At 70.2% G+C, this 17,492-nt stretch carries 16 protein-coding genes and 1 pseudogene; 10 read left to right on the forward strand and 7 right to left on the reverse strand.

Annotated features, from left to right (window positions below; all coding sequences use genetic code 11):
* The first annotated feature begins 67 nt into the window (after nucleotides 1-67).
* Complete coding sequence (locus ABZ833_RS41995; protein WP_361058642.1) at nucleotides 68-1,063, forward strand: TAXI family TRAP transporter solute-binding subunit; 996 nt, start codon at nucleotides 68-70, stop codon at nucleotides 1,061-1,063.
* Between the two features lie 34 nt (nucleotides 1,064-1,097).
* Here ABZ833_RS41995 and ABZ833_RS42000 read toward each other — a convergent pair whose 3' ends face one another.
* Nucleotides 1,098-2,513, reverse strand: a complete 1,416-nt coding sequence (locus ABZ833_RS42000; RefSeq protein WP_361058644.1) for a HAMP domain-containing sensor histidine kinase — start codon at nucleotides 2,511-2,513, stop codon at nucleotides 1,098-1,100.
* A gap of 16 nt (nucleotides 2,514-2,529) precedes the next feature.
* Nucleotides 2,530-3,219 carry a response regulator transcription factor gene (locus ABZ833_RS42005; RefSeq protein WP_361058646.1) on the reverse strand — a complete coding sequence of 230 codons (690 nt, stop codon included), beginning with the start codon at nucleotides 3,217-3,219 and terminating at the stop codon, nucleotides 2,530-2,532.
* 287 nt (nucleotides 3,220-3,506) lie between these two features.
* On the opposite strand from ABZ833_RS42005, the gene ABZ833_RS42010 reads away from it, so the two are divergent.
* The 8 genes from ABZ833_RS42010 (at nucleotide 3,507) to ABZ833_RS42045 (ending at nucleotide 9,917) form a co-directional block, all read left to right on the forward strand.
* On the forward strand, nucleotides 3,507-4,286 hold the full coding sequence (locus ABZ833_RS42010; RefSeq protein ID WP_160507590.1) for an amino acid ABC transporter ATP-binding protein: 780 nt from the start codon (nucleotides 3,507-3,509) through the stop codon (nucleotides 4,284-4,286).
* A 56-nt stretch (nucleotides 4,287-4,342) separates the two neighbouring features.
* Nucleotides 4,343-5,176, forward strand: coding sequence for a glutamate ABC transporter substrate-binding protein (locus tag ABZ833_RS42015; RefSeq protein WP_361058648.1), 834 nt, complete (start codon nucleotides 4,343-4,345; stop codon nucleotides 5,174-5,176).
* 113 nt (nucleotides 5,177-5,289) lie between these two features.
* Nucleotides 5,290-5,958 carry an amino acid ABC transporter permease gene (locus tag ABZ833_RS42020; protein WP_361058650.1) on the forward strand — a complete coding sequence of 223 codons (669 nt, stop codon included), beginning with the start codon at nucleotides 5,290-5,292 and terminating at the stop codon, nucleotides 5,956-5,958.
* Nucleotides 5,955-6,887, forward strand: coding sequence for an amino acid ABC transporter permease (locus ABZ833_RS42025; RefSeq protein ID WP_361058652.1), 933 nt, complete (start codon nucleotides 5,955-5,957; stop codon nucleotides 6,885-6,887). The genes ABZ833_RS42020 and ABZ833_RS42025 overlap by 4 nt, the downstream gene beginning before the upstream one ends.
* Nucleotides 6,888-7,104: 217 nt before the next feature.
* Entirely contained in the window at nucleotides 7,105-8,748 is a 1,644-nt protein-coding gene (locus ABZ833_RS42030) for an FAD-dependent monooxygenase (protein WP_361058654.1), read from the forward strand.
* A 43-nt stretch (nucleotides 8,749-8,791) separates the two neighbouring features.
* The gene (locus ABZ833_RS42035) at nucleotides 8,792-8,878 is read left to right on the forward strand and encodes a putative leader peptide (RefSeq protein WP_361058708.1); all 87 of its coding nucleotides are present in this window, start codon (nucleotides 8,792-8,794) and stop codon (nucleotides 8,876-8,878) included.
* 68 nt (nucleotides 8,879-8,946) lie between these two features.
* Nucleotides 8,947-9,516 (forward strand): cysteine dioxygenase, encoded by a 570-nt coding sequence (locus ABZ833_RS42040; RefSeq protein WP_361058656.1) that lies wholly within the window; start codon nucleotides 8,947-8,949, stop codon nucleotides 9,514-9,516.
* Nucleotides 9,513-9,917, forward strand: coding sequence for a rhodanese-like domain-containing protein (locus tag ABZ833_RS42045; protein ID WP_361058658.1), 405 nt, complete (start codon nucleotides 9,513-9,515; stop codon nucleotides 9,915-9,917). Before ABZ833_RS42040 ends, ABZ833_RS42045 begins: the two co-directional genes overlap by 4 nt.
* An 87-nt stretch (nucleotides 9,918-10,004) precedes the next feature.
* Here the strand turns inward: ABZ833_RS42045 and ABZ833_RS42050 are convergent, their stop codons facing one another.
* The 4 genes from ABZ833_RS42050 to recA form a co-directional block, all read right to left on the reverse strand.
* Nucleotides 10,005-12,548 (reverse strand): FtsX-like permease family protein, encoded by a 2,544-nt coding sequence (locus ABZ833_RS42050; RefSeq protein ID WP_361058660.1) that lies wholly within the window; start codon nucleotides 12,546-12,548, stop codon nucleotides 10,005-10,007.
* Nucleotides 12,545-13,240, reverse strand: a complete 696-nt coding sequence (locus ABZ833_RS42055) for a helix-turn-helix domain-containing protein (protein ID WP_361058662.1) — start codon at nucleotides 13,238-13,240, stop codon at nucleotides 12,545-12,547. Before ABZ833_RS42055 ends, ABZ833_RS42050 begins: the two co-directional genes overlap by 4 nt.
* Nucleotides 13,241-13,510: 270 nt before the next feature.
* Nucleotides 13,511-14,260: a recombination regulator RecX gene (recX, locus tag ABZ833_RS42060; RefSeq protein ID WP_361058664.1), complete on the reverse strand. Its 750-nt coding sequence runs from the start codon at nucleotides 14,258-14,260 to the stop codon at nucleotides 13,511-13,513.
* Nucleotides 14,261-14,263: 3 nt separating this feature from the next.
* Entirely contained in the window at nucleotides 14,264-15,388 is a 1,125-nt protein-coding gene (gene recA / locus ABZ833_RS42065; RefSeq protein ID WP_249587350.1) for a recombinase RecA, read from the reverse strand.
* A gap of 403 nt (nucleotides 15,389-15,791) precedes the next feature.
* Here recA and ABZ833_RS42070 point away from each other — a divergent pair.
* A pseudogene (locus ABZ833_RS42070) lies at nucleotides 15,792-16,075 on the forward strand (hypothetical protein); the annotation flags it as partial.
* A 43-nt stretch (nucleotides 16,076-16,118) separates the two neighbouring features.
* Here ABZ833_RS42070 and ABZ833_RS42075 read toward each other — a convergent pair.
* The gene (locus ABZ833_RS42075; protein ID WP_361058667.1) at nucleotides 16,119-17,447 is read right to left on the reverse strand and encodes an AI-2E family transporter; all 1,329 of its coding nucleotides are present in this window, start codon (nucleotides 17,445-17,447) and stop codon (nucleotides 16,119-16,121) included.
* Between the last annotated feature and the right edge of the window lie 45 nt (nucleotides 17,448-17,492).

The raw sequence follows: 17,492 nt of genomic DNA on the forward strand, positions 1-17,492 counted from the left end.
GGGGAAGTGTCCCCGCCGGGAGCTCGGCCCTGGCCATGACAGCGAGTGGCCTGGCAGGATCGCGCGCATGCTCCAGGCACTCCCCCACCTCAGCAGGCGCCGCGCACTCCAGGGTGCGGCGGCCGCCCTCGTGGTCTTCGGACTCCTGATGTGGTGGCTCGTCCCGGTGGCCGACGACTCCCCGAAGGGCCGGATGACGTTCAGTACGGGCGTGAAGAACGCGGTGTACGAGCGGTACGGCAAGCTCCTGCGGACCGCGGCCTCCCATGACATGCCGGACGTCGACATGGAGCTGCTCAACAGCGAGGGGTCGCAGCAGAACGTCGAGCGGGTGGCCACGGGGAAGGCCGATTTCACCATCGCCGCCGCCGACGCCGTCGAGAAGTACCGCCTGGAGGGGCGCACGGGCGCGGAGCGGCTGCGGGGCTGTGCGCGGCTGTACGACGACTACGTACAGCTCGTCGTCCGACGCTCGTCGGACATCGACAAGCCTCAGGAGCTGCGGGGCAAGAAGGTGGCCGTCGGGCAGCCGCGCTCGGGCGTGCGGCTGATAGCGGACCGGGTGCTCAAGGCCGCGGGCCTCGATCTGAGGAAGGACCTGACACCGGTGGACTCCGGCATCGACACGGCGCCCGATCTCCTCAAGAAGGGCGACATCGACGCGTTCTTCTGGTCGGGCGGGCTGCCGACCACCACCGTGCGGACGTTCTCCGAGGAGTTCGACATCCGTCTCGTGCCGCTCGGCACCCTCGTGGACGCGCTGCACAAGCAGGGCGGAGCCTCCCGCTACTACCGGGCTGCCGTAATGCCCGCCGACGCCTATCCCGCCGCCCAGCAGAACGACGCCGTACCGACCCTGGCCGTGGCGAACCTCCTGGTCACCACGGACCGGGCGGACCCGAAGCTGACCGAGGGACTGACCCGCACGGTGATCGACAGCCGTGACCACATCGGTGACAAGGTGCACGCGGCCCAGCTGGTGGACCTGCGGACGGCGCTCTACACGGATCCGCTCGCCCTGCACAAGGGCGCGCGCCGCTACTACCAGTCGGTCAAGCCGTAGCCGTCGGCCCGCAGCCGTCCCGCTCCGGGCCCTGTCAGGCCGTGGACCCGGGTTCCCCGCGCGGGACGCTGACGGTCACCCGCAGTCCGTGCGGCTCGTGCTGCGCGTACGTGATGGAGCCCCCGCCCGCGGTGAGCAGGGCCCGCGAGATCGACAGGCCAAGGCCCGAGCCCTTCACGTTCTGATGGCGGTTGCTGCGCCAGAAGCGGTCGCCGATGCGGGCGAGTTCGTCCTCCGTGAGGCCGGGGCCGCCGTCCGTGATCACAATGGTCGTCCGCTCGCCGCTCCAGGAGACCTCCACGCGCACCTCCTCGCCCTCGGGCGTGAACTTGAGGGCGTTGTCGACCACCGCGTCCAGGGCGCTGGACAGGGCGACCGGGTCGGCCCAGCCGGTGGTCGCGGGGCAGGTGTCCGTCAGCCGCACCCCGCGCTCCTCGGCGAGCGGCCGCCAGGCCCCGACCCGTTCGGCCATGAGCGCACCGATGTCGGTGAGCTGCAGATCGGCGGCCGCGTGCTCGGCCAGCGCGAGGCCGAGGAGGTCGTCGAGAACCTGGGCGAGGCGCTTGCCCTCGGTGCGCACGGAGGCGATCTCCTCGTTCCCCTCGGGCAGTTCGAGGGCGAGCAGCTCGATGCGGAGCAGCAGGGCGGAGAGCGGGTTGCGCAGCTGGTGCGAGGCGTCGGCGACGAAGGCCCGCTGCTGCTCGAGCACGTCCTGGACGTTGTCGGCCATCTCGTTGAACGACCGGGCGAGACGTCGGAGTTCCGGTGGTCCGCCCGCGGCCGCCACCCGCGACTTCAGGCGCCCGGTCGCGATGTCGTGCGTGGTCGCGTCCAGGACCCGTACCGGGCGCAGCACCCAGCCGGTGAGGCGCAGTGCGGCACCGACGGCGAGCAGCATCGCGGCCGACTCACCGGCGCCGATGAGCAGCCATCCCTGCAGCGTCTTCGAACGCATGCGCCCTGTGGGCGACTCGGTGACGACGACGGCGATGACGTCCCCGTCCCTGATCACCGGAGAGGCGACGACGAGCCGGCCGCGCTGCCAGGGCCACACCTGACGCGGATCGTGGCTTCCACGGGACCTGAGGGCCTCCTCGAAGGCCTCCCGCACCTCGGCGCCCCTGGGGGGCAGGAACCAGCTTCCGGGCGCGTGAGCCATGGGCTCACGGTCCCGGAAGAAGACGCCCGCCTTGATCCCGTAGACCTCGTGGTAGTAGTCGAGTTCGGTCTGGAGGGTTTCGCGCCGTTCGTCCTTGTCCCGCAGCCGTGATCCCGTGGGACGTCTCGTGACGAACTGCGCGAGCGACGCGAACCGCGCCGTGTCGTCGATCCGGTCGACGACCACCTTCTGCTGCTGCGCCGCCGCCACGCTCACCGCGAGCGGGAAGCCGAGCGCGAGCAGCACACCCGCCATGAGGACGATGAGCAGCGGGAGGAGGCGAGAGCGCACCTGACCTCGCTACTCGCTACGCGGCCGGGGCGACGAGCCGGTAGCCCACGCCCCGCACGGTCTCGATCAGGGCCGGCATGTGCAACTTGGAGCGCAGGGAAGCGACATGCACCTCAAGGGTGCGCCCCGTCCCCTCCCAGCTGGTGCGCCACACCTCGCTGATGATCTGCTCCCGGCGGAACACCACGCCGGGCCGCTGCGCGAGGAGGGCGAGCAGGTCGAACTCCTTGCGGGTCAGCTGGACCGTCGAACCGTCCACGCTGACCTGGCGGGTGGGCAGTTCGATGCGTACGGAGCCGAGGCGCAGCTCGCTGTCCGCGGGTCCCTCGGCGGCGCCGGACGGGGGCCGCCGGATGACCGCGTGGATGCGGGCGATGAGCTCACCGGTGTCGTACGGCTTCACCACGTAGTCATCGGCCCCGAGATTCAGGCCGTGGATCCGGGAGCGCACATCGGCACGCGCCGTCACCATGATCACGGGCGTCGACCCGCGCTTGCGGATCTTTCCGCACACTTCGTAGCCGTCCTGATCGGGCAGCCCCAGATCGAGGAGCACGACTCCGAAGGGCGCCGTTTTGCCGGGCAGCAGGGCCTGCAGCGCTTCCTCGCCGCTGCGGGCGTGCACGACGTCGAAACCGTGCCTGGCCAGGACCGCGGACAGGGCGGCGGCCACGTGATCGTCGTCCTCGACGAGGAGCAGTCTCATACGGGCCCCCTCCGGTTCATCGGTCGTTCCGTTCGCGCTCGCCGTTGGCCGGTATGCGCGCGTGCACAGGCACCAAGGCATCCACGCCGATGGATAAGGACCGCGTCAAGAGGGTTCGGGTCACGGGCACGTTCCGTTATGCAGCCGGTACGCGGCGGGGCGTCCCCTTCACACGGAGTGTCCGGTTGCGGCCGGATCGTTATGCTCAATTTCCCCTCAGATGTAATGACGCTGGTCGCACCGGGTTATTACTGTCCTCCCAACCGAGGAGGATGGAGCAACAAGCCGTGACCGAAGTATCGGTGACCAAGGACGCCATACCGCCCGGGGCGGACGACCTGGTCGTGCTGAAGAACGTCAACAAGCACTTCGGCGCTCTGCACGTCCTCCAGGACATCGACCTGACCATCACCCGCGGTGAGGTCGTCGTCGTGATCGGCCCCTCCGGGTCGGGCAAGTCGACACTGTGCCGCGCCATCAACCGCCTGGAGACGGTCGAGTCGGGAGACATCTCGATCGACGGCAAGCCGCTGCCCCAGGAGGGCAAGGAGCTCGCCCGTCTCCGTGCGGACGTGGGCATGGTCTTCCAGTCCTTCAACCTTTTCGCGCACAAGACCGTGCTCGAGAACGTGATGCTGGGCCAGATCAAGGTGCGCAAGACGTCCAAGGCGGAAGCAGAGACAAAGGCACGCGGTCTCCTGGACCGCGTGGGTGTCGCCTCGCAGGCCGACAAGTACCCCGCGCAGCTCTCCGGCGGCCAGCAGCAACGCGTCGCGATCGCCCGCGCGCTGGCCATGGACCCGAAGGTGATGCTCTTCGACGAGCCCACTTCGGCGCTCGACCCGGAGATGATCAACGAGGTCCTGGAGGTCATGCAGCAGCTCGCGCGTGACGGCATGACCATGGTCGTGGTCACGCACGAGATGGGCTTCGCCCGGTCCGCGGCCAACCGCGTCGTCTTCATGGCCGACGGCCGGATCGTCGAAGAGGCCGTGCCGGACCAGTTCTTCAGCAACCCGCGCAGCGACCGGGCCAAGGACTTCCTGTCGAAGATCCTTCACCACTGACGCGTCGCTCTCCCCTGCGTCTCAACCCTCTTCTGCCGAAACAAAGGATGTTCACCATGAAGGCTCGCAAAGTCACCGCGGCGGCCGCCGTAGTCCTCGCGCTCTCCGTCTCCGCCACGGCTTGCGGCTCGGACGACAAGGACGACAAGGGTTCCGGTGGTGGCAAGAAGATCACCATCGGCATCAAGTTCGACCAGCCGGGTGTCGGCCTGAAGACGCCGGACGGCTACACCGGCTTCGACGTCGATGTCGCGACCTACGTCGCCAAGGAGCTCGGCTACGAGGCCGGAGACATCGAGTGGAAGGAAACCCCCAGCGCGGACCGCGAGACCGCCCTGCAGCGCGGTGACGTGAAGTTCATCGCGGCGTCGTACTCCATCAACGACGAGCGCAAGGAGAAGGTCGACTTCGCGGGCCCGTACCTCCTTGCCCACCAGGACCTTCTGGTCCGCTCCGATGACAAGATCACCAAGGGCACGGACCTCAACGGCAAGAAGCTCTGCTCGGTCACCGGCTCCACCTCGGCGCAGAACGTCAAGAAGGAAATCGCCCCGAAGGCCCAGCTGCGCGAGTACGGCACGTACTCCGAGTGCATCGACGGACTGGGCAGCGGCGCCGTCGACGCGCTGACCACGGACGACTCGATCCTCGCCGGCTACGCGGCGCAGGAGCAGTACAAGGGCAAGTACAAGCTCGCCGGCCTGAAGCTGACCAACGAGAACTACGGCATCGGCATCAAGAAGGGCGACTCCAAGCTCGAGGACCAGATCAACAAGGCGCTCGAGAAGATGGTCAAGGACAAGTCCTGGGACGCGGCCGTCAAGAAGAACTTCGGCCCGGCCAACTACAAGAACGAGCCCGCCCCGAAGATCGGCGACATCGTCAAGTGACCTCGTGCGAGCGGCTCCTGAAGCCGGTCCACTGACAGGGCACACGCCGGTACGCCGCCGCCCGAGCGCGGCGGCGTACCTCGCCATCACCACATGCGAGAGCGCGGGAGATCGTGTTCGACTTTCTTGAAGACTACGACTTGCTCGAGGCCTTCTGGATGACGGTGAAGCTCACCGTCTTCGCAGGCATCGGTTCCTTGGTCTGGGGCACTCTGCTGGCCGCCATGCGGGTCAGCCCGGTTCCGGTCATGCGCTGGTTCGGTACCGCATACGTCAACATCGTGCGGAACATCCCGCTGACCGTCATCATCGTGTTCAGCTCGCTCGGGCTCGCCGACGTCTTCGGCATCACCCTGGGCGCGGCCGACGACGTCGACGTCATGAGCTTCCGTCTCGCGGTGCTCGGACTCGGCGCCTACACGGCGGCGTTCGTGTGCGAGGCGGTGCGCTCCGGCATCAACACGGTGCCGGTGGGCCAGGCGGAAGCCGCACGCGCCCTCGGGCTGAGCTTCAGCCAGGTCCTCGGTCTCATCGTGCTGCCGCAGGCCTTCCGCTCGGTGATCGGCCCCCTCACCAACGTACTGATCGCCCTGACCAAGAACACCACGGTCGCAGCGGCCATCGGTGTGGCGGAAGCGGCTCTGCTGATGAAGGAAATGATCGAGAATGAGGCGCAGTTGTTCCTCATCACCGCGATATTCGCCTTCGGGTTCGTGGTGCTGACCCTGCCGACGGGCCTCATACTCGGGTGGCTCGGCAAGCGCATGGCGGTGAAGCGATGACCTCCGTCCTCTACGACGCTCCCGGGCCACGCGCCAAACGGCGCAATGTCCTTCTCTCCCTGCTCTTCCTTGTTCTGATGCTGCTGGGCCTCTGGTGGGCCTGGACCATGATGTCCGACAAGGGGCAGCTGGAATGGGCCAAGTGGGAGCCCTGGCTCGCCGACTCCGAGTCATGGACGACCTATCTGCTGCCAGGACTCGCGAACACGCTGAAGGCCGCCGGCCTCGCCATGGTGATCGCCCTTCCGCTGGGCGCGCTCTTCGGTATCGCACGGCTCTCCGACCACCGGTGGATCAGGGTTCCCGCCGGTGTGGTCGTCGAGTTCTTCCGGGCGATCCCGGTGCTGATCCTGATGGTCTTCGCCAACCAGTTCTACTCGGCGTCCACGAACATCAGCGTCGACTCACGCCCGATGTACGCGGTCGTCACCGGCCTGGTGCTCTACAACGCCTCGGTGCTCGCCGAGATCGTGCGAGCGGGCATCCTGTCGCTGCCCAAGGGCCAGACAGAGGCGGCCAAGGCGATCGGCCTGCGCAAGGGCCAGACGATGACGAGCGTGCTGCTGCCGCAGTCCGTGACCGCGATGCTTCCGGCGCTCATCAGCCAGCTCGTCGTCATCGTCAAGGACACCGCACTCGGTGGCGCGATGCTCAGCTTCGCCGAGCTGCTCAGCGCGCGGAAGACGGCGGCGTCGTACTACGCGAGCGTCATCCCCAGCTTCATCGTGGTCGCGGTGGTCTACATCGTGCTGAACCTGATTCTCACCAGCCTGGCTTCCTGGCTCGAACGCCGTATGCGGCGGTCCAAGAAGAGCACGGGTGCCGTGGTGGGCCCCGAGGCGCTCGAGAATCTGGAGACGATCGGCCCCAAGACGATCCGTATGGACCACGGTGAGAACACCGGGGGCGGCGGCGGGGGCGGCGGCTAGCAGCGGCCATCGGGTCAACAGGCAGGACAGAAGACGGAGGCAGCGGCCAAGAAGCCGCTGCCTCCTTCATTTGCGGCGCCTCCTCCCGACGTCGTCACTTGACGCAAGCACCGGCAATGGGTTGCATACGTTCTGTGATCGTGCACCGGGCTCCAACTGCCAGTTTCTGTACGTACGTCCAGCGCTCCCGGGCCCTCGCGGCAGGAGGGGACGCACTGTGGACCCGGTGATCGTCGTCGGCGCGGGCCCCGTGGGGCTCGCGCTCGCCCTGGCTCTCGCGCGTCACTCCGTCCCCACCGTCGTACTCGACGAAGGGCCAGGCAAGGACGAGCAGCGGGCCGCGCGGACCGTCATCCTGCGGGATGACACCGCGGCCCTCATGGAGCGGCTCACCGGTCACTCGTTCGGCGACCAGGAGTCCGGTGCGCGGTGGGGCGGCTGGCGATCCCTGCGGCGCAAGCAGCTGATGCGGGAGCTCACGTTCAGTGATGAGGTGCCGGCCCCGTTGCACGTGGCCCAGCACGTCCTGACCGGTGCACTGCGCGCGGCCATCGCCGAGGAGCGTCTCGTCAAGGTCGCCGTGGAGAGCAAGCTCGACTCCCTGGAGCAGGACGCGGGCGGGCTGACTGCCCACACGCGCGGGCCCAAGGACACCTGGTGGCGCGGCAGTTATCTGGTGGGCTGCGACGGGCCGCGGTCGACGGTGCGCAAGCTTCTGGACATCCGCTTCCCGGGACGTACGGCCGTCGAGCGGCACGCCGTGGCCGCGCTGCGCACGGAACTTCCCAGGCCCGGTGAAGCGTTGTTGCACCGGATGCCTCCGTGGCGCCACGGAGGCGCCGAGGTGACGGGCCGTCCGCTCGCCGGCGGGGTGTGGCGGCTCGACTGGCTGCTGCCGCCACGCGGCGAGCTCGTGACGCCCGACGCCCTCGTGGTGCGCATCCGCGAGACCCTCGCGGGCTGGTGCGGGGGCTCCACACCCCCGTACGAACTGCTCGACACGGGCGTACACACCGTCCACCACCGCCTGGCCCGCCGCTGGCGCGTCGGCCGTGCCTTCCTCGCGGGCGACGCCGCGCATCTGCTCGGCGCGCTCGGCACCCAGGGGCTCGACGAAGGGCTGCGGGACGTGGACAACCTCGCCTGGAAGCTGGCGCTTGCCTGGCACCACGGCGCGCGGGACGCCCTGCTCGACAGCTATCAGGCCGAGCGCCGGGCCGGTGTCGCTGCGCGTCTGCGCGCCGCCGACCAGTCGCTGCCGATACTGCGGGGCGGCGGAGGCCTGCGCTCGTACGTGCCGGGGTCGGCGCGCGGGCACGACATGCTCCTCACCGACGGCCATGTGGGACGGGGGCCGCTCGGCGCGCCCGGATCGTATGCGGAGTCGCCGCTGGCGCCCGCGCCCTCCGAGTCCGAGGTGGCGGTCGGCACGGAGCCGGGAGCACCGGTGGCCGATGTGCCGGTGACGGCACCCGACGGCTCCCTCGTGCGGCTGCGGGACCGGCTCGGCCTGGGGCAGCTGCTCGTCGTCCTTGTCGCGCCCGGCACGGTGGTGTGGGAGCGGCGGCACTGGGTGACGGCCGGGATCATGCCCCGGCTCGCCGCCGCCGTCACGGCGCTGCCGCACCCTGCGGAGCTGCTCGTCGCGGAGAGTTACCCCGGGGCCGCCGCGCACTCGGTGCTGCTCATCCGACCCGACGGCCACCTGGTCACCGCGCTCGGCGGGGTGCGGCCCGCCGAGCTGTATACGGCGGCCGAGGCGGCTCTCGGCGGGGCGGCACCGAAGCGGCGCACGGACAGCAGGGAGACCGCGGAGAAGGCGGAGAGCACGGCGGGCGCGAGCAGGCCGACCACACAGTGAGCATGGGTTGACCGGCACGCAGCGTCATGGTCTACTCCGAAACGTGACCGACACCGATGTACGCCTGTGGCGGAGGGTCCATATGGACCTCGTCCGCTATGCGGGCTGCGTGTGTCGCCCGTCCTTCTGAATTCGCCTTTCCCTTCGCGCGCGCTCTTCTCAGCTTCTCGGCGCGTGCTTCCGCGAACTCCCAGGACGGTGCCTGTGTCTGCCTCCGCGTCTCCTTCTGTCTCCACCACGCCTGCCGCCACCACGCATGCCTCCACGGCGGTGTCCGCGCCCACCGCCGCCGAGCTGCTCGATTTCGTACGTCGCAGTGCCGCCGACCCCGAGCTCATCGCGTCGCTTCCGCTCGACCCCGAGGGGCGCACCTGGGTGCGCCTCGAAGGGCCCGGCGGCAGCGAGGCCTGGCTGATCGGCTGGCCGCCGGGCAGCGGCACCGGCTGGCACGACCACGCGGAGTCGGTCGGCGCCTTCCTCACCGCCGCCGGCACCCTCAAGGAGAACTCGCTCGCCGCCCGGCTGCCCACCGACGGCTGGAAGACCCTTGAGCTGTCCGAAGGGGTCGACCGGGAACGGGAGTTGACGTCCGGCAAGGGCAGGGCGTTCGGCCAGAACCACGTGCATGAGGTTCTGAACGAGTCCACGAGCGAGCACGCCGTCTCCGTGCACGCCTACTATCCGCCGCTGCCGCGCATCCGCCGCTACAGCCGTACGGGCCCGGTCCTGCGCCTCGAGTCCGTGGAGCGCCCGGAGGACTGGCAGTGAGTGAGCATCCCGCAGACGTACGCCCCGTGGGCATCGACGAGTTGCTCGAACGTGTAAGGCTCGACCTCGACCGGGTCACTCCGAAGGAGGCGCGCGACACCGCCGCCGCGGGGGGACTTCTGGTCGACATCCGGTACGCCGCCCTGCGCGAGCGCGACGGACTGATCCCCGGCGCCCTCGTCGTCGAGCGCAATGAGCTGGAGTGGCGCCTCGACCCGCAGGGCAGCCACCGTGCCGCGGAGGCCGTCAGCCATGACCTGCGGGTCGTCGTGATCTGCAACGAGGGCTACGCGTCGAGCCTGGCAGCCGTCTCTCTGCGGCAGTTGGGGCTGCGGCACGCGACCGACCTCATCGGCGGGTTCCAGGCGTGGAAGGCCGCCGGGCTTCCTGTCACGGCGTGAGCACGCGCGCGTGGGTGCCCCTTACCGGATCCGGTAAGGGGCACCCACCATTGCGTACTGCCTCTTACTCCTAGTGCGTACTGCCCCTTACTCCTTGGCTGTCGCCACCGTGACAGGGCGCGGCCTCAGCGCGACCCGGCCCGGGAGCGCGGTCGCGGCGAGGGCGAGCAGAGCCGCGACGGCCACCACGGAGACGTAGACCAGGGGTGTGATCGAGGGCGCGGCGCTGCCGGTCATGCCGACGCTGAAGGCGGTCAGGACGGCGAGCGCGATGCCGCTGCCGATGGCCGTGCCGATGAACAGGACGGACAGGGCTTCGGTGCGGAGCATGCGCAGGACCTGGCGGCGGCTCGCGCCCGCGAGGCGCAGCATCGCGAACTCACGGATGCGCTCGGAGACGGACATCGCGAGGGTGTTGACGACGGCGATCGCGGTGAAGGCCAGGATGAGGCCCATGGCGAGGTAGTTCACCTCGGCGTTCGCCTGCTGGCGCTCGGCCTGGAGGTTGTCGGCGGCGGCCGGGGCGAGCACTCGCACACCCGGGAACTTCGCGACGCCTGCCGCGAGTTGTTCCTGTGAACGGTCGCTCTTGATCAGGACCGTGGCGGCGAGCGGGTTGTCGACGTGGCGGGCGACCAGGTCGTGCGCCATGGTCAGATCCCCGAACCCGAGCCCGCGCGCGTACACGGCGCTGACCTTGAGCGCGGTCTTCGTGCCGTCGCCGAGCGTGAGCTTCAGAGTGCTGCCGGGCTTCAGGCCGAGCTGATCGGCGGCCAGTTCGCTGACGGCGACGCTGTCCTTGCCGAAGCCCTTCAGGGATCCGGCGGTGACGTCCGGGTCCCAGGTGCGGGTGAGTCCGGCCGTGCTGACGCCCTGCGCCGGGTACTTGTCGAGTCCCACGCGCACGGTGGTGCGGACGACTTCGGTGGCGGCCTCGACGCCTTCGGTCGTACGCAGCTTCTGCGCGGCCTGGGCCGGGACGCCGGGCCCCTGCGCCGCCAGGACCCAGTCGGCGCGGATGCCGTCGCGGGCCTGCGCGCGGGCCGCGTCGCCGAGGGTGGGCTGGACGAACAGGACGGTGCAGGTCATGCCGGTGAGGAGGGCGAGCGGGGTGACGGCTGCCGCCATCCGGGCCGCGTTGCCGCGGAGGTTGGCGTGCGCGAGACGGCCGCCGGGACCGGAGAGCCGCAGCGGTCCGCGGAGTATGGCGGCCGCCGCCCTGACCACGAGCGGGCCGAGGAGCGCGACGGCGGAGGACAGGACCACAACGGCCAGGAACGTCACGGGAGTCGACGCGGGCTCGGTGCGCAGCACGCTGAGCACGGCGACCAGTACGGCGCCTCCGGCGAGCACGACGAGACCCACGACGATGCGGCTCCACGGCGGCCTGGCGCGCTCGACACGTGCTTCGGCGAGGGCCTCGGCCGGGCGGATACGGGCGATGCGGCGCGCCGAGAGACGGGCCGCGGCCCAGGCTCCGAGCAGCGTCGCGGCCACGGCGGCGAAGAGCGGGAAGACGCTCACGGTCCGCTCCAGGGTGGCGGGGACCGCGCCCAGGTCCACGAACTTGCCGTGCAGCCAGCCGCCGAGCGGGATTCCGGCGAGCGAGCCGGTGACGCCCGCGGCCGCTCCGACGATCAGTGCCTCGCGGCCGAGGAGCCCCCGGATCTGTTTCGGGGTGGCGGCGATGGCGCGGAGCAGGGCGAGTTCGCGGTGGCGCTGCTGCACGGAGAGGGCGAAGGTGCCGACGACCACGAGGATGGCGACGAGGAGGGAGGTGCCGCCCATGGCTCCGCCCATGCTGACCAGCTTGACGCGGGCGCCCGCCGCGTCGAGGAACTCCACGGGGCCACGGTCGTCGCCTGTGCTGACCTGCGCCTTCGTACCGGCGAGAGCCTCTGTGACCGCCTTCTTGAGGTCATCCGTCGCGGTGCCCCTGGCCGGCATGACGCCGAGGGTGGTGATCCGTCCGGGGTGGGCGGCGAGCCGCTCTGCCTCTCCCGCGGAGAAGAAGAGGGACGTCTGGTGGGCGAGGGCGCCTTCGGCGGGGGACGCGACACCGGTGATGCGGTAGGAGCGCGGGGCCTGGGTCGACTGGACGGTGAGACGGTCGCCGGTGCTGAGGTGGGCACGTCCGGCGAAGTCGCGGTCGATGACGAGGTCGCCGGCGGCGCGCGGGGCCTTGCCCTCGACGAGCCGGAAGGGGGTCAGCGCGGCCGACTCCCAGGCGTGGCCGTACGCGGGCCTGTCGGTGAGATCACCGGCTGCGGGGGTCAACGGCGCGGCGAGGAAGGTGAGTTCGGGCACGACCGTGCCGACGCCGGGCACGTCCTTGAGCTTGTGCGCGATGCCGTCCGGCAGCCAGGCCCGCTCGGCGATCGGCTTGGCCTTGTGCTTGACCTTGGTCTTGCCCTTCTTGTGCTTGACGGTGGTCTGGTGGACGTTCTGGTCGGCGGAGACGACGACGGGGGCCGCGGCGTAGCGCTCGGTCTGGATGGTGCCTCGCAGGCCGGTCTCCAGGAGGGTGCCGCAGGCCGTGATGAGCGCGGCGGCACACATCAATGCCAGGAAGGCGCCGAGGAATCCGCCTTTGCGGTCTCGGACTGTCTGCAGTGCGTAGCGCAGCATCATGATGTCGCCTCGGGCTCGGTGGAGTGGGAGTGCAGAGGGGTGGGAGCTTCGGTCGACGCAGGCGCTTGGGTCGGCGCAAGACCTTCGGTCGACGCAGGCGCGGGGAATGCCAGGAGCCGCGTGAGCACGGTGCGGGCGTCGGCCGGCGTCTCGGCGTCGGGTCGCTTGTAACGGTTGAGCAGGGCGATGTACTCCTCGAAGAACTCGCGGAGTTCGGGGAGCGTCAGCCGGATCGTGCCGCGCGAGTACGGAAACGCGTCGGCCCACTCGTCGGGTTCGGCAGCGCTGTCGCCTGCCGCACCTGCGTCTCGCCGCAGCTGCTCGAAGAGCTCCAGGTCTGCGGCGTACGAGCGGTGGTTCAACTCGTCCATGACGAGCCGCGTCTCGGCGTTCTGCTTGCTGCGCGGCGGGAAACGCCGGTCGCCGGGGACCGCACGCCACCAGCGTTCACGTCCGTGGCCCGCGCCCGCGGTCTCCTCGACGAAGCCGTAGCGGGCGAGCTCGCGCAGGTGGTAGCTGGTGGCCCCGGTGTTGAGGCCGAGCGCCCTGGCGAGCGTCGCGGAGGTGGCCGGGCCGTGCACGGTGAGGTGCTGCAGCATCTGCTGGCGCCGGGGCTGTGCGAGCGCCTTGAGGACGCGGAGGTCGCTCAGCTCCTCGGGGGCGCCATCGGTCGTGCCGGGTTCCTTTGCCATGCGTACACAGTCGCCTGTGCACAGGTTCCTTTGCAGTGCGGTGGACCGGCGTCTTCAGCGGGGGGTTAACCCCACCCCTGAGGCGGAGAGGGGGAGTTGCCCTTGTGTTGCGCGCCCCTTTGATCCTCCCTGATGCGCCCCTGCTGTGCCCCCTTCTGCTGTGCCCCCTCCGAAGCAAGCCGCCGCGGAACGCGAGAGGGCCGGGCCGCGGTTCGCACCGCGTTGCCCGGCCCGGACCTGGGCCCCACCCCCGCGAGGGCCCTGGTCAGCTCATCCCCCGTCGTACCCCAAGTCCCCCGTGTCCTCGCCCTCTTCCTCGAGTGCCTGCCGGACGATCCGCAGGGCCAGGCCTTCCGAGTAGCCCTTGCGGGCGAGCATGCCCGCGAGGCGGCGCAGTCGCTTGTCGCGGTCGAGGCCCCGCGTCGCGCGGAGCTTGCGGGCGACGAGCTCGCGTGCGGTCGCCTCCTCCTGCTCCGAGTCGAGCTGTCCGACGGCCTCCTCGATCAACGTCGCGTCCACGCCCTTCGTGCGCAGCTCCTGCGCGAGCGCTCGTCGGGCCAGACCCCGGCCGTGGTGCCGGGACTCCACCCACGCGCCCGCGAAGGCGCCGTCGTTGATCAGACCGACCTCTTCGAAGCGGGTCAGCACTTCGTCCGCCACGTCGTCCGGGATCTCCCGCTTGCGCAGCGCGTCCGCCAGCTGTTTGCGCGTGCGCGGGGTCCCGGTGAGCAGGCGCAGACAGATCGCTCGCGCCTTCTCACCCGGATCCGTCGGCGGCTCCCCCTTCTTCTCGGCCCTCGACGAGGAAGGGGGGCCGCTGTCCTGTGAACCGTCGCCCCGGCCTTCGCCGAAGCCGCCACGCCGTCGGCGACCCCTCCGGCCGCCGCCCCCGCGGAAGCCGGTGCCGTCACCCTCCTGGTCGGCGCCGCCCTGATCCGCACCGTCCGCGAAGCCTCGGCCCGCGGGGTCGGTGTGGTGCTCGGGGGTGATCTGGTCCGCCCAGTCCGTGCGCCGCGTCATGGATCAGCTCTTGGCCGCGGCGGCCTTGGGCTTGGTGGCCTTGGTCGCCGGTGCGGGCACGGTCTTGGCGGCGTCCTCTGCCGCGTCCCCCGCGTCCTTGGCCGGCTCGGCGGCGGACTCCTCCGTCTTCGGCTTCACGCCGACGCCCAGCTTCTCCTTGATCTTCTTCTCGATCTCGTCGGCGAGATCGGGGTTGTCCTTCAGGAAGTTGCGGGCGTTCTCCTTGCCCTGGCCGAGCTGGTCGCCCTCGTACGTGTACCAGGCGCCCGCCTTGCGGACGAAGCCGTTCTCCACGCCCATGTCGATCAGGCCGCCCTCGCGGCTGATGCCCTGGCCGTAGAGGATGTCGAACTCGGCCTGCTTGAAGGGCGGCGCGACCTTGTTCTTGACGACCTTGACGCGGGTGCGGTTGCCGACCGCGTCGGTGCCGTCCTTCAGCGTCTCGATGCGCCGGATGTCGAGCCGCACGGAGGCGTAGAACTTCAGCGCGCGGCCACCGGTCGTGGTCTCCGGAGAGCCGAACATCACGCCGATCTTCTCGCGCAGCTGGTTGATGAAGATCGCGGTGGTCTTGGACTGGTTGAGCGCGCTGGTGATCTTCCGGAGCGCCTGGCTCATCAGGCGGGCCTGCAGACCCACGTGCGAGTCGCCCATCTCGCCCTCGATTTCCGCGCGCGGCACCAGGGCCGCGACGGAGTCGATGACGATCAGGTCGAGCGCGCCGGAGCGGACCAGCATGTCGACGATCTCCAGAGCCTGCTCGCCGTTGTCCGGCTGGGACAGGATCAGGTTGTCGATGTCGACGCCCAGCTTCTTCGCGTACTCGGGGTCGAGTGCGTGCTCGGCGTCCACGAAGGCGACGGCGCCGCCCGCGCGCTGTGCGTTCGCCACGGCGTGCAGCGTCAGGGTCGTCTTACCGGAGGACTCCGGGCCGTACACCTCCACCACGCGGCCGCGCGGGATGCCGCCGACGCCGAGCGCGACGTCGAGCGCGGTCGATCCCGTGGGGATGACCTCGATGGGGTCGTTCGGCCGCTCGCCCATGCGCATCACTGCGCCCTTGCCGAATTGCCGTTCAATCTGTGCGAGCGCGGCTTCGAGCGCCTTCTCGCGGTCGGTTCCTGCCATGGGTTCCACCCGATTTGCTTGTGTCGATCGCTTCACGTCAATGACGCTAGCGCCTGCCACTGACAATCCGCCCCGACGCCCGTCCGGCCTGTGGATAACTCGAGGCGATCGCCCCGCCGAAATCCGCCGGGGCCCCAGGGATCCCCCCGCGAAAACCCCGGGAAAACGCCGCCAGGCAACCCATAAGAATGGATGTTCGATTTTGGTGTCAAGCGCACCACGCGGCTCCACCGAGGGTACGGAAGGGTCCGGTCCGCCGGGCGCACCTCGCCCCCGCGACCCGCCGCGTCGCGCTCCCGCACCCGCTCCTGCACCCGGGGTACTCCCCCGGGCGTACCCGCATCGCCTTCGGCCGGGCGACGACCGGCCCACGTCTTCCCGCCAGGCCTCGGGCCTCGCGCACCTGCTGGTCTTCGCGGTCGACGGCGGACCGTGGGAGGGGCCCGTCTCCTTCAGGCGTGGCGACGGGTGCCCTCGCACCTCAACAGGGAGAGCGGCTTCGACTCCGCGGTGTCCATGTCTCTCGCGGTGGGCGGCGGAATCCTCGTCGTCCTGCTGTCGGCGTTCACGGTCGCCTCGTGCCGGCACCGGCACCGGCACCGGCACCGGCCCACGGGACCCACCGGCATGCCGCTCGCCCTCCGGTCCGGCTTCGCCGTACTGCTCGTCGCCCTCGCGTCGGGTGCTACGCGGTCGCTGTTCTCGGCGCCGGCATCTGGGGCGTCGTCACCTACTGACGGCCGTCCGAGCCCGGCTCCGGGCCGGGCCCCTGTGCGGAACCGGGCCCCGAACCCGCGGCCTCCTCCGCCGCGACCTCGGCCTCCGACGCCCCGCCCGGCCGGTTCGGCCCGCGCAGAGCACGCCGCACGCGCGTGAGGAGGGACGCTCCGCCCTTGCGCCGGTGCCCGTGGACGCGCGGGTCGTCCGTGACGTCGTACCGCTTCACGTACGCCCCCAGGAAGGCCTGCAGGGTCGCGATCGCCGGGATGGAGATCAGGGCGCCGACCGCGCCGAGGAGCGCCGTGCCCGCGATGACCGACCCGAAGGCGACCGCCGGATGGATGTCCACGCTCTTGGCGGTGAGCTTGGGCTGCAGGACGTAGTTCTCGAACTGCTGGTAGACCACCACGAAGATCAGCACCCACAGCGCGTACCAGGGGTCGACCGTGAAGGCGATCAGCATCGGCAGGGCGCCCGCCAGATACGTGCCGATGGTGGGGATGAACTGCGAGACCAGGCCGACCCACACCGCGAGCACGGGCGCGTACGGCACGCCGAGGGCCTGCAGCAGGATGTAGTGCGCGACTCCGGAGATCAGCGCCATCAGACCGCGCGAGTAGAGATAGCCGCCGGTCTTGTCGACCGCGATCTCCCAGGCACGGAGCACCTCGGCCTGCCGCGCGGGCGGCAGCACCGAGCAGAGCGCGCGCCGCAGCCGCGGTCCGTCGGCCGCGAAGTAGAACGAGAACAGCAGGACCGTCAGGAGCTGGAAGAGGCCGCCGAGGACCTGCGCCGACACGTCCAGGACACCGCTCGCGCTGTTCTGCACGTACTTCTGCAGCCAGTCCGAGTGGACCAGGCTGTCCTGGATCTCGACCCGGGACAGCTCCGTGTGGAACGTCTGGTTGATCCAGCTGATGACGTCGTCGAGGTACTCCGGGAAGTCCTCGACCATGTCCACGATCTGGCCCGCCAGCATCGAGCCCATGAGCGTGATGAAGCCCGCGCTCGCGATCAGGACGCCGAGGAAGACCAGGAAGGTGGCGAAGCCCCTGCGCAGCCCGCGCGCGGCCATCCAGCTCACCGCGGGCTCGACCGCGAGCGCCAGGAAGAACGCGATCAGAATGTTGATCAACAGGCCGGTCAGCTGGTGGAAGGCCCAACTGCCCAGCTGGAAACAGGCGATGAGCGCGAGGGCCAGCACCATGGCACGCGGCAGCCAGCGCGGCATGCTGGCGGCCCGCCCGGGCCCGGCCCCGCCCGGGGGCTGTGCGGGCGGCGTGGTGCCGAGCGGAGCTACGTCCTGGGTGACCTGCGCGGTCTCGTCTGTCGATGACACGGAGCCAGTCTCGCCCACGCCACCGACATTCAGCCGCCGCCCCCG

Source organism: Streptomyces sp. NPDC047525 (assembly GCF_040643025.1).
GTDB lineage: Bacteria > Actinomycetota > Actinomycetes > Streptomycetales > Streptomycetaceae > Streptomyces > Streptomyces durmitorensis.

Coding starts and splice junctions, on each gene's coding strand:
- ABZ833_RS41995 (WP_361058642.1), top strand. CDS start 68: ATGCTCCAGGCACTCCCCCACCTCAGCAGGCGCCGCGCACTCCAGGGT.
- ABZ833_RS42005 (WP_361058646.1), bottom strand. CDS start 3,219: ATGAGACTGCTCCTCGTCGAGGACGACGATCACGTGGCCGCCGCCCTG.
- ABZ833_RS42015 (WP_361058648.1), top strand. CDS start 4,343: ATGAAGGCTCGCAAAGTCACCGCGGCGGCCGCCGTAGTCCTCGCGCTC.
- ABZ833_RS42025 (WP_361058652.1), top strand. CDS start 5,955: ATGACCTCCGTCCTCTACGACGCTCCCGGGCCACGCGCCAAACGGCGC.
- ABZ833_RS42050 (WP_361058660.1), bottom strand. CDS start 12,548: ATGATGCTGCGCTACGCACTGCAGACAGTCCGAGACCGCAAAGGCGGA.
- ABZ833_RS42055 (WP_361058662.1), bottom strand. CDS start 13,240: ATGGCAAAGGAACCCGGCACGACCGATGGCGCCCCCGAGGAGCTGAGC.
- recX (WP_361058664.1), bottom strand. CDS start 14,260: ATGACGCGGCGCACGGACTGGGCGGACCAGATCACCCCCGAGCACCAC.
- recA (WP_249587350.1), bottom strand. CDS start 15,388: ATGGCAGGAACCGACCGCGAGAAGGCGCTCGAAGCCGCGCTCGCACAG.